This is a genomic window from Xenorhabdus griffiniae (assembly GCF_015163655.1).
Taxonomy (GTDB): domain Bacteria; phylum Pseudomonadota; class Gammaproteobacteria; order Enterobacterales; family Enterobacteriaceae; genus Xenorhabdus; species Xenorhabdus griffiniae.
In genome coordinates, this window is record NZ_JADEUF010000038.1 from 20,717 (window position 1) to 32,364 (window position 11,648).

11 protein-coding genes, 2 tRNA genes and 1 pseudogene are annotated in these 11,648 nt (G+C 41.1%); 4 read left to right on the top strand and 10 right to left on the bottom strand.

Annotated features, from left to right (window positions below; translation table 11 throughout):
- Window positions 1–129 precede the first annotated feature (129 nt).
- The 3 genes from IQ211_RS08215 to IQ211_RS08225 form a co-directional block, all read right to left on the bottom strand.
- Window positions 130–206: transfer RNA gene (locus IQ211_RS08215), tRNA-Val, on the bottom strand.
- Between the two features lie 34 nt (window positions 207–240).
- Window positions 241–317, bottom strand: a tRNA-Val gene (locus tag IQ211_RS08220).
- Between the two features lie 161 nt (window positions 318–478).
- Entirely contained in the window at window positions 479–1,852 is a 1,374-nt protein-coding gene (locus IQ211_RS08225; RefSeq protein ID WP_189760913.1) for an MATE family efflux transporter, read from the bottom strand.
- A gap of 411 nt (window positions 1,853–2,263) precedes the next feature.
- Here IQ211_RS08225 and IQ211_RS08230 point away from each other — a divergent pair, with 411 nt between their 5' ends.
- On the top strand, window positions 2,264–2,908 hold the full coding sequence (locus IQ211_RS08230) for a riboflavin synthase subunit alpha (protein ID WP_189760912.1): 645 nt from the start codon (window positions 2,264–2,266) through the stop codon (window positions 2,906–2,908).
- Between the two features lie 172 nt (window positions 2,909–3,080).
- On the opposite strand, the gene cfa is transcribed toward IQ211_RS08230, so the two are convergent.
- Both cfa and punC read right to left on the bottom strand, forming a co-directional pair.
- Window positions 3,081–4,232, bottom strand: coding sequence for a cyclopropane fatty acyl phospholipid synthase (cfa, locus tag IQ211_RS08235; protein WP_189760911.1), 1,152 nt, complete (start codon window positions 4,230–4,232; stop codon window positions 3,081–3,083).
- A 313-nt stretch (window positions 4,233–4,545) separates the two neighbouring features.
- Complete coding sequence (punC, locus tag IQ211_RS08240; protein WP_189760914.1) at window positions 4,546–5,733, bottom strand: purine nucleoside transporter PunC; 1,188 nt, start codon at window positions 5,731–5,733, stop codon at window positions 4,546–4,548.
- A gap of 123 nt (window positions 5,734–5,856) precedes the next feature.
- Between punC and punR the strand changes: the two genes are divergently transcribed.
- Window positions 5,857–6,765: a DNA-binding transcriptional activator PunR gene (gene punR / locus IQ211_RS08245; protein ID WP_189760910.1), complete on the top strand. Its 909-nt coding sequence runs from the start codon at window positions 5,857–5,859 to the stop codon at window positions 6,763–6,765.
- A gap of 3 nt (window positions 6,766–6,768) precedes the next feature.
- Here punR and purR read toward each other — a convergent pair whose 3' ends face one another.
- Window positions 6,769–7,794: an HTH-type transcriptional repressor PurR gene (purR, locus tag IQ211_RS08250; protein WP_189760909.1), complete on the bottom strand. Its 1,026-nt coding sequence runs from the start codon at window positions 7,792–7,794 to the stop codon at window positions 6,769–6,771.
- 500 nt (window positions 7,795–8,294) lie between these two features.
- Window positions 8,295–8,873 (bottom strand): superoxide dismutase [Fe], encoded by a 579-nt coding sequence (gene sodB, locus IQ211_RS08255; protein WP_189760908.1) that lies wholly within the window; start codon window positions 8,871–8,873, stop codon window positions 8,295–8,297.
- A gap of 362 nt (window positions 8,874–9,235) precedes the next feature.
- On the opposite strand from sodB, the gene IQ211_RS08260 reads away from it, so the two are divergent.
- Window positions 9,236–9,616 carry a Grx4 family monothiol glutaredoxin gene (locus IQ211_RS08260; RefSeq protein ID WP_189760907.1) on the top strand — a complete coding sequence of 127 codons (381 nt, stop codon included), beginning with the start codon at window positions 9,236–9,238 and terminating at the stop codon, window positions 9,614–9,616.
- A gap of 71 nt (window positions 9,617–9,687) precedes the next feature.
- On the opposite strand, the gene rnt is transcribed toward IQ211_RS08260, so the two are convergent.
- Window positions 9,688–10,338, bottom strand: coding sequence for a ribonuclease T (rnt, locus tag IQ211_RS08265; protein WP_189760906.1), 651 nt, complete (start codon window positions 10,336–10,338; stop codon window positions 9,688–9,690).
- A gap of 178 nt (window positions 10,339–10,516) precedes the next feature.
- Window positions 10,517–10,924 carry a lactoylglutathione lyase gene (gloA, locus tag IQ211_RS08270; protein ID WP_189760905.1) on the bottom strand — a complete coding sequence of 136 codons (408 nt, stop codon included), beginning with the start codon at window positions 10,922–10,924 and terminating at the stop codon, window positions 10,517–10,519.
- Between the two features lie 338 nt (window positions 10,925–11,262).
- Here gloA and IQ211_RS08275 point away from each other — a divergent pair, with 338 nt between their 5' ends.
- Window positions 11,263–11,502: a DUF1289 domain-containing protein gene (locus IQ211_RS08275; RefSeq protein WP_189760904.1), complete on the top strand. Its 240-nt coding sequence runs from the start codon at window positions 11,263–11,265 to the stop codon at window positions 11,500–11,502.
- Window positions 11,503–11,552: 50 nt separating this feature from the next.
- Here IQ211_RS08275 and IQ211_RS20095 read toward each other — a convergent pair.
- Window positions 11,553–11,648: pseudogene (locus tag IQ211_RS20095) on the bottom strand (IS982 family transposase); the annotation flags it as partial.

Here is an 11,648-nt window from a genome sequence, read left to right on the forward strand (position 1 = left end):
ATAATTGCATTTTTAGTACACAGGTAGATTGGGCAACAATCTGGTTCATGAGTACAAGAGGGGGAGTGGAATGAGAAAATTGGGTAAATCTAATTGGTATAACAGAGGTGTGAAGTGATGAATTAGATATGGTGCGTCCGAGTGGACTCGAACCACCGACCCCCACCATGTCAAGGTGGTGCTCTAACCAACTGAGCTACGGACGCACATCAAGATTCTATTTTTTGTCAACCAGATATTTGGTGCGTCCGAGTGGACTCGAACCACCGACCCCCACCATGTCAAGGTGGTGCTCTAACCAACTGAGCTACGGACGCAATCTAAATGTCTGTGGCTGACAACGGGGACGAATATTAACGGGCACTGAGCTTTCTGGCAAGGGGAAAAATGCAAATTCTTGTTCAACTGCTCGCATTTACATCTTTTCGCATGAATTCGCAGCTTTTTCCCCTTGTGTTGGTAGGTTTAGTGTGCTGAATTAACGAGTGGAACGTTTCAGAACAAAATGGGCGGGCTGTTTTTGTGTCCATAAAATACGGTAACCCATCATAAATGCTGATGCGGTTAAACCGATAATAAACCCAATCCAGAACCCCTGTGGTCCCATCGGCTGAGTGACATAATCCGTCAATGCCAGAATATAGCCACTAGGCAACCCTAAGAGCCAATAAGCAATAAAAGTGATGAAGAAAATCGAACGGGTATCTTTATACCCACGTAATACCCCTGAGCCAATGACCTGAACTGCATCGGAAAGCTGGTAAATAGCAGCAAACAGCATTAAGTGGGAGGCAAGAGTAACGACCTCAAGGTTATCGTTGTACATAAACGCAATGTGTTTGCTAAACAGTACCGTGAAGGTCGCTGTCATACAGGCAATAATTAAGCCCACAATAATACTCGTATATGCGGATATCCTGGCACCTTCTGTTGATTGTTGCCCCAGGTTGTAGCCAACACGAATGGTGGCAGCTATCCCCAATGATAGCGGGAACATAAACATCATGGAGCTGAAGTTGAGTGATATCTGGTGCCCTGCAACGGCCACAACACCGAGTGGAGAAACCAACAACGAAACGACAGCAAACAGAGTAACCTCAAAAAACAGCGCTAAAGCGATAGGCAGACCAAGCTGTGTAATGCGTTTTTGCGTATGCCATTCAGGACCCACAAATTTGTTGAATGTGTGGATATCTTTTTGGGAAGGAGCGTGCTTCACATAGGCAAGCAGCAACAGGAACATAACCCAGTAAACGGTTGCTGTTGCAACACCACAACCGACACCACCCAATGCAGGCGCACCAAATTTACCGTAAATAAAAATATAGTTAACGGGAATATTGACCAGTAACCCGGCAATGCCTATGAGCATTGCTGGTTTGGTTTTCGATAATCCTTCACATTGACCACGTAAAACCTGATAAAACAAATAACCTGGCGCACCCCACATGATGGCATGGATAAATTCCGTGGCTTTTTGGGCCAATACAGGATCAACGTTATGTTGTGCTTCTATAATAAATCGGCTGTTATACAGTATTGCGATGGTTAAGATAGAGAGAAAGGTTGCAAGCCAAAATCCTTGCTGAATTTGGCCTGCAACATTTTTTCTCTGGCCGGAGCCATTCATGTGTGCCACGATTGGCGTCAAGGCGAGTAATAAACCTTGGCCAAACAGAATGGTTGGTAGCCAGATTGATGTACCAACAGCAACCGCTGACATTTCAACAGCACCAGCCTTACCAGCCATGACGGTATCGACGAAACCCATCGCAGTTTGTGAAAACTGTGCGATGACGACAGGGATACCTAAAGCGAGCAAACTACGCGCTTCATTTAAATATTTCTGCACGTACTACACCTTTTTTGATTGAAAATTAACGAGAAAAACAAGAAATATTTTTGCGAGCAAACGATGTTAATGGAAAATATATCGCTTATAAGCAGCCATATTGTATAGGACTCATTTTATTAATCCAATCATTGCATGATGTTTATACTTAGCATGATTGAAGCCACACTCAATTGAAACTAAACTCAACCCAAATAATGCATTAAATAAAATGGTATTTGTACCAATCGCCTTTCAAGATGCGTCTTATATCTTCCCGCGTAGCGGGGAGATATAAACAATCACATTGATTTGCAAACTGCATCTTGAAGTTAGATTGGTATAAACAGTGTTATGTTTAAACGAAATGCTGTTTAAAAGTGGTGAGTGGGTTAAACTAATCCGCTAGATGAAATTATTAAAGAGGTGCCCATGTTTACAGGTATCGTTCAGGGAAAAGCACCGATAGTTGCTATTGATGAAAAAATGCATTTTCGGACCCATGTTGTTAAATTTCCGGCTGAATTATTACCCGGAATTGAAACGGGAGCTTCTGTTTCCCACAACGGTTGTTGTCTGACTGTAACGAAGATAGACGGTGATTTAATCAGTTTTGATTTAATGAAAGAAACATTGCGTCTGACCAATCTTGGCGAACTTAGGGTAGGAGATTTAGTTAATCTGGAAAGGGCCGCTAAATTTGGTGATGAAATTGGCGGGCATTTGATGTCCGGTCATGTCATTACAACAGCAGAAATTGCCAAGATCTTCACTTCTGAAAATAACCATGAAATATGGTTTCGAATGCACGATAAACAGTTAATGAAATATATCCTGCATAAAGGATTTGTTGGTATTGACGGTATTAGCCTAACAATTGGAGATGTAGTCAATAATCGCTTTTGCGTTCATTTAATTCCAGAAACATTGGAACGTACAACATTGGGTAAAAAACGTCTCGGTGAGAAGGTTAATATTGAAATTGATCCACAGACTCAAGCGATTGTAGATACCGTTGAACGGGTTATGGCTCAGAAAGAACAAGAAAAACTATTGTCACAGACTGAAGAACAATAAAAAATCTTTCTAAATAGCGTCTCAAAATGATAGGAGTATTCCTTACCCCGCGCAGGGTAAGGAACGCCAACATCTGATACTCTCAGTATTATGAAAACCTATTTAGATTCGATAGAATATGGAAGCTACAGAAAAATGATTTCTGTAGCTTCAAGCGTTCCGTTATGGGGAGCTATCTAGGTACTCTTAATCCTTTTTCAATGCCTCGTGGACTAAAGACTATCTGCCATAACTGTATATCCCTTGCACGGAATGCACCTGCACAGGCGTTTAGGTAATAACTGAACATCCGTTTGAAACGTGGGCTATAGTTATGCTCTATTTCATGCCAACTGGCGATAAATCGCTCATACCATGCCATCAATGTCCGGTCATAATCAGCACCAAAATTATGCCAATCTTCCATAACAAATTTTCCGGTGGTTGTTTTGGCAATTTTGGCAATTGATGGTAAGCAGCCGTTGGGAAAAATATACTTGCTGATCCATGCATCGGAACCTGATTTATCAATATTGGAACCGATGGTATGAAGAAGGAACAGACCATCAGGTTTTAAGTTCTTTTTCACAATACTGAAATAATTATCATAATTTTTAGGGCCCACATGTTCAAACATGCCGACAGATACAACGCGATCAAATTGCAAATTAAGGTTTCGGTAATCTTCAAGGATAATTTCTACATTTAGGTCCTTGCAGCGTTCCTGTGCATACTTCTGTTGCTCGGCTGAAATCGTTACCCCTGTGACAGATACACCATAGTTTTCTGCTGCATAGGCGGCCAAACCTCCCCATCCACAACCGATATCCAATACAGTCATGCCTGGAGACAGTTGTAGTTTTTCGCAAATCAGGCGTAGCTTATGGGATTGTGCTTCTTCCAGTGTGTTGGCATCTTTCCAATAACCGCAAGAATATTGCATGTGAGGATCAAGCATCCGAATAAACAGGTCATTACCTAAATTATAATGTTCCTTACCTACAATCCAGGCACGTTTGGGAGATTGTAAATTAAATATACGAGAGATAATTATCTTGAAGATATCCTTGATATTTTTAGGAATACGATGTTCTAAACCTGCCCGCAATACTTTGTAAAAGAAAATATCAAGGCGATCACATTCCCACCAGCCATCCATATAACTCTCACCCAGCCCCAACGAGCCATCTTTCAATACGCGCTTATAGAAATCAGGATTTTTAATACGTATGTCGAAAGGGCGCTTGCCATTGATATCAATATCAATTTCCTGAAGCAATTCATGGGCGATCCTATGCCAAGGATCAGTGATTGTTTTTTTACCTTCAACGAAAGACGAACTCATATACTCTCCAACATTGGTGTGATGGAATTTTGAGGTGTCACTTTGTAGCTGATTTTTATTATATAAAACCTCGAGGGTTTATTGGAAAATAATATAGAAATTGTATTGAAAAGCACATATTGCCTATTCATCCTGAAATTAAATAGAGCGTCAATGCTCTCTGAAGGACCTCAAATCCCGAGTTTTTAGAATAATGAATCCGTATGAGTATATGAGTGAAATGATATTTAGACAATCATCTAAAGGTCACATAGTGGCGTAACCTTTAGATAATAATGTTCTTAACTATTATTTTTTTGGAAAACTATCTTATTTATGCTTGATGGCTTTTTTCAACACCTTGTTTTTGCAGCCAATAACCGGCAGCCATTGGCACAACCGTAAGCGCCATTATTGTTGTCGTCGATAAAAGAGGGTATTCCATGAATACAGAGACGAGCATACTTGCGACAAAACAGAGGCCCAATTGCAGGGCATTTTGTAATGCAGCCGCTTTACCACTATCTTGTGGATAAATAGACAAAGCATTTGCTACTGCAATTGGATAGGATGCGCCATTCATTGCTGCCATTACACAAAAAGGAATAAGAATGGCGATAAATGAAGGTTGACTTAATATGGAGATCAAATAAATAGTGATCATGCTTACAGCATAACCTACCAATAAAAATGGGAATACTGTTTCACTTTTTACTTTTTCCAGTAAGATACGGCAACCATACCCGCCAATCATAAATGCCAGAGTTTGAGGAATATAACTTAAACCAATATCGGTAGGATCATAACCCATATCTTTCAGAATGGTTGGTGAACCCGTTAGCCAGGCAAAAAAACCGGCACTGCAAGATGCATAGATCAATACATTTCCGTTAAAAACTGGAGAAGTTAATAACGTAAAGAAAGAAACCGCTTTTTTATCAGCGTGGGTTTCAATATTAGTACGTTTATTAGTCAGGAAAAATGTTGGTATTAACAGCAATATCGTTACGATCATTAAAATAAGGAAAATGACTCTCCAGCCACTATGCGTCAATAACCATGCCCCCAACAAAGGAGCAAGTGCAGGAGAAAGGGCAACCAAAGGCATGATCATGGCAAAAACACGTTTGGTACGCTCTGCATCATATCTGTCGACGACCAAAGCTTGCCAGGTTACCGCAGCGGAACACACGCCCACAGCCTGCATAAATCTCAATACCAGTAATTGGATCGGATTTGTTATCCAAAGCATACCTAAACAACTAATGGAAAACAGGGACAGGCCGATAATAAGAACAGGTTTTCTGCCTAAACGGTCAGACAATTGACCCCATAAAAGTTGTGCAAAAGCAAATCCGGCAAGAAAAATGCTAAGGCTTGCACTGATAGCATTAGTTGATGTACCTAATTCTGCTTTCATTACATCAAAAGCGGGCAGATACATATCAATGGCCAAATAGCCTAACATGCTTAAGCCAGCGAGATAAGACATAAATGGAATGGTGTTTTTATTTGTTGTCATTGTGTTAGTAGTTAGATTTTGTCGTGGATAAGGAAATAGTTGGCTTATTTTATATAGCATGATTTTTACTTGTGAAACGGTAATATTTGCACCATGCTGTGAAAAAAATTGAAAGGAAGATATATGTGGTCTGAATACTCTCTGGAAGTTGTTGATGCTGTTGCCAGAACAGGAAGTTTCAGCGCGGCTGCATCAGAACTTCATCGTGTGCCTTCTGCTATCAGCTATACGGTAAAACAGCTTGAAGAATGGCTGGCAGTTCCTCTGTTTGAACGTCGTCACCGTGATGTCGATTTAACGGAAGCGGGAGCAATTTTTATCAAAGAAGCGCGTTCTGTTATCAAAAAAATGAATCACACTCGGCATCAGTGCCAACAGGTTGCTAATGGTTGGCGAGGGCAATTTAGTATTGCGGTTGATCAGGTTGTAAAACCAGAGCGAACGCTTCGGCTAATTTTGGATTTTTATCGCCATTTCCCAGATATTGAGTTACTTATCTATCCTGAAGTTTTCAATGGCGTATGGGATGCTCTGGTGGATGGCCGAGTGGATGTCGCCATCGGAGCGACACGTGCTTCCCCTGTTGGTGAGCGATATAGCTTCAGGGATATGGGGTTCATGCCTTGGCTGTGTGTAGCCAGTCCAGAACACGAACTGGCAGTAATATCGGGAAAATTGAATGATGACCAAATGCGACCTTATCCCAGTTTATGTCTTGAAGACACAGCGCGCAGCTTACCTAAACGTGATACATGGGCTTTGGATAATCAGCGGCGATTGATTGTGCCTGATTGGGATATTGGATTAAGTTGCTTAATGGATGGATTGTGTGTAGGCATGGTGCCTAAGCACCGTGCGCAACCGCTGATCCGTAAAGGCAAATTGATGACACTTGAACTTGAACAACCATTGCCTGACAGCCCATGCTGCTTGACATGGTCGCAAAAAAGCCATTCACCGGCATTAAGCTGGTTACTTGATTATCTGGGGGATAGCGAAACGCTTAATGCCGAATGGCTGCAAGAAAATTAACTGTCAGCGGCGATAATCGATAAAAGGTCCATCTGCAACAGAGCGCCGTTCAACAAGGCGTGGGTGGACTTCGATAGTTTGTGCATCCTCACGTTTATTGACTATCCTGTCCAGTAACATTGAAAAGGCCATTTGTCCTAAACGCTCTTTGGGTTGGTGAATGGTTGTCAATGCTGGCGTAAAATAGCGGGCATTACGAATATTATCATAACCGATGATTGAAATATCTTGCGGAACACGCAAACCCAACTCATCAGCTGCACAGATCGCTCCCATAGCCATGACATCTCCACCACAGAAAACAGCAGTTGGACGATGTTTTTGATTCAGGATCTTATACATGGCTTGGTAACCGGACTCAGGTTCAAAATCACCTTGTACAATCCACTCATCCCGAATAGCGATATTGGCTTCTTTTAGTGCCTTAAGAAAACCTTGGTGGCGGCCCCCTCCCGTATTTCTTGCCAATGGTCCAGGAATAGATGCAATATCACGATGACCACGTTCAATGAGATAACGGCCAGCTAGGTAACCACCATGAAAGGCATTATCAATAATTGCATCGGTAAAATCGCCTCTGGATTCTCCCCAATCCATAACCACCATAGGAATATTACGATAACCTTCCAACATACTCAAAAGTTGCTCAGGGTATTCTGAACACATTACCAGTAAACCATCTACTCGTTTTTGTGCGAGCATCGCGAGATATGCTTTCTGTTTATCAAGGTTGTTATGAGAATTACATAAAATCAGGGTATAACCTTTGCTATAGCAGCTATTTTCAACTGATTCTATGATCTCAGCAAAGTATGGTGCTTCACTTGATGTTGCCAGCAACCCAATGGATTTGGTGTGGTTAACTTTTAAGCTACGGGCAACCGCACTGGGAGAATAGTTCAATTCTTTAATAGCGGCCCAAACTGCGGCCTTTGTATCTTCGGCGACGAAACGGGTTTTATTGATAACATGGGATACGGTTGTAGTCGAAACACCAGCGCGTTTGGCCACATCTTTAATCGTTGCCATGAAAAAAGGACTCCTGACCTTCTGGTCTAATTTATATACCCTTTATCTTTCTTTTCGGGTATAGCTATTTGTTAATCGTTTACCAATATATTTGTATACAGGGTGATGGTTGGCAATAATTTAGCGGTAAACCTTGAATTTTGTCTGATCTAGCTCAAAAGTGAAAGTAATAATCGATGCTATAAAGAGTATGGATTAAATCTTGCGGTATGATTTTTAGATAGTATGGCAAATAACCGCTTAAAATTTAGGATGTTGAGGTGTCTTAATTTTCACATTGAGGATGTTCTATGGATACAGATCTGAAATTGGGATTATTGGCCGCCAGTAGTGCATTAATCATGATTGTTTTTCTGGGGAGCCTCTGCCTGATCTGATCAAGGTCTAAAAGAATTTGTAGCCCCACTTATCTTAAGGGCGGGTTTTCCAACATGCGCAATACCGCAAATAAAGGAAAAGCCCGCCCTTATTATTTCAAACTAGTATAAGAATTAATCTTATTAAGCTAAGTTTTCTTCAACAAAGTTCCAGTTGACCAGAGCCCAGAAGTGCTCCAAATATTGAGGGCGAGCATTGCGGTAATCGATATAATATGCGTGCTCCCAAACATCAACAGTCAGCACTGGCTTATCTTCGCCAGTCAATGGCGTTGCTGCATTAGAAGTGTTAACGATAGCCAGAGTACCATCAGCTTTCTTGACTAACCAAGTCCAACCAGAACCAAAGTTTTTCAGAGCTGCATCAGTGAATTGCTGTTTAAATTCAGCAAAAGAGCCGAAAGCATGACTGATAGCATCTGCCACTTTTCCGGTGGGTTCGCCACCACCATTTGGTGACAGGCTGTGCCAGTAGAAAGTATGGTTCCAAACTTGTGCTGCGTTATTGAAGATGCCACCTTCAGATGTTTTGATGATCTCTTCCAGTGATTTTCCGGCAAATTCAGTATCTTTAATCAGATTATTCAGGTTTACAACATAAGCATTGTGATGTTTGCCGTAGTGATATTCCAGAGTTTCTGCAGAAATGTGTGGTTCCAGGGCATCTTTGGCATAAGGTAATGCTGGTAATTCAAAAGACATTGCATGCTCCTTTTTAATATCGGGTTTTTGGCTCTGCAAACCATGGCTTAGACACTCACCATGGAACAGGGCAAATTTAAGCTTATTATCGTGTTACTATTTTGATAATTATCTTAACAACTTTTCTGCTAAATAACAGGGAAAAAGATGCTATAAAGCTGCGAACTGGTGCAGAACTGAACTTAACATGTATTGGATACAGTCAGTTGGAATGAAAATATCTAATGATCATTTGTGGCAAGTCATGGCAAAAATTTGCCATATAAAGTTCACGGTAGAAAAATTAGCGTAGAAAGTGGTATTCTGAATCAATCTTTATCTTATGCTGATAAATAGCACGTGCAGTTTTTAAGGAAGCAAAAATGACTAATATTAATACAAACACTAATACGGTTACTGATACAACGGCTGATGCAGTCATTGAAAAAATCGAACGCCAGATCAGAGAAAACCCAATTCTGTTGTACATGAAAGGTTCACCGAAATTGCCAAGCTGTGGCTTCTCTGCACAGGCAGTTCAGGCTTTATCAGCTTGTGGTGAACGTTTTGCTTATGTGGATATTTTGCAAAATCCAGATATCCGTGCTCAATTACCTAAATACGCAAATTGGCCGACTTTTCCTCAACTTTGGGTTGATGGTGAGTTGGTGGGAGGTTGTGACATTCTTGTTGAGATGTATCAACGCGGTGAACTACAAACACTGATCAAAGAGACTGCCGATAAATATCGTGAGCAGGAATAAGGCCAGTCATTCATCTGAATAATGGTTACTTTTCATAGCCCCATACCGATTAAAGTATGGGGCTTACTTTTTTAGGATTCGCAGTTAGCGTTATCAGTAGATGGTAGTGGCCAACCACCTAGCCGCTTCCAGCGATTAACCAGCTCGCAGAAAAGTAGGGCGGTTCGATCAGTATCATAAAGAGCGCTATGGGCCTGATTGCTGTCAAACGGAATTTCCGCTGTGATGCAGGCTTTGGCAAGAATTGTCTGACCAAGAACCAAGCCACTGAGTGCAGCGGTATCAAAAGTCGCGAACGGATGGAATGGATTGCGTTTCAAACTAGCACGTTCAGCAGCGGCCATGACAAAGCTATGATCAAAATTGGCATTATGAGCGACGATAATTGCACGGTTACAATTTGTGTCTTTCATACCTTTGCGGATCATTTTAAAAATTGCGTGCAAGGCAGTATATTCACTGACAGCTCCTCGCAAGGGGTTTGTAGGATCAATGCCAGTGAAAGCGAGAGCGGCAGGATCAAGATTAGCCCCTTCAAAAGGCTCGATATGAAAATGCAGCGTATTGGCCGGTGTTAGCCAACCATCTTCATCCATTTTTAAAGTAGTTGCAGCAATTTCAAGTAAAGCGTCTGTACGCGCATTAAAACCAGCGGTTTCGACATCAATAACAACGGGATAGTAGCCACGAAAGCGCCCACTTAGCATATTTTGATTAGACATCTGATTTTCAGTTCTTAGCTTCAGGATTCTATTTTTTAACTTTGGAATAGTGAGTATTATGACAAAATTTGGTGTGTCTTGCAGAAGTAATGCTTATGCGGTGGGGGATAAAGGGCAAGATGCCCTTATTTAGCTAGTTAAATAATTTCTCACTATAACGTAATAGTGAGAAATAGCGTTAGTTGCCTAATGCATTGCTGGCACTTGCATTTTCGATGAGTTCAATCTTATAACCATCGGGATCTTCAACGAATGCAATGACAGTTGTTCCACCTTTAACTGGCCCTGCTTCGCGAACTACTTTCCCTCCAGCAAGTTTGATGCGTTCACAGGTTGCCGCAACATCATCAACACCTAAGGCGATATGTCCAAATGCGGTTCCCATTTCATAGTTTTCAACATCCCAATTATAAGTTAGCTCAATAACTGCGCCTTGACTTTCATCGGTATAACCAACAAACGCGAGAGAATACTTATACTCTGGGTTTTCGCTGGTGCGGAGTAAACGCATACCCATTACCTGAGTATAGAAATCAATCGAGCGCTGCATATTGCCAACACGGATCATAGTGTGGAGTAAACGCATGATTACCTCTTGATCTTTATAACTTTATTACGAAAAATAACGTTCAGAAACGTGGCTCACATATCTGCATATGATGGGTTAACTATACCGTGTATAGATCAAATAATTCAAATTATCCGGTTATTTACCTTTATACCCATCTCACTTCAAGATGCATATTGTTTCTCCCCGCGAAGCGGGTAAAAACAATGAATTATGTTGTCTTATAATGAGCAACTTGAAAGGTTACGCGTATAGGTTGACCATTTTATTTTGAAATGACATGGGTGAAGTTTATACTGATCAATAAATGGCCTTATTGTGGGAATGCTTGATAAGTTTGGATGCAGGGGGATGAGATGGCTGAACAATTAGAATTTTTTGCTATTCCAAACCCTTGTCGGGGAGTTTGTGAATCTGATCCCCGTGGTTTTTGCCAGGGATGTTATCGTAGCAGGGAAGAGCGGTTTATATGGATGAAATTATCGGATAGTGAAAAAAGAGAAATATTGCGGTTATGTCATCAGAGAAAACTAAGAAGTTTGAGAAAGAAGGGAGAAGAAAGCAATATTATTCCAAGACAATCCGATTTATTTTAATTTCACTCTGAACTGGTTAAAAAATATCTTTTATAACGCGATGCTCAACTTTAACACCCAATAACGAGCGTTTGTTGAAGCCAGTCGCGTTGTTTTTTACCTTGTTTAAAGTTGGCAAAAATACCCAATGTGTGAGAAAGCAGCTT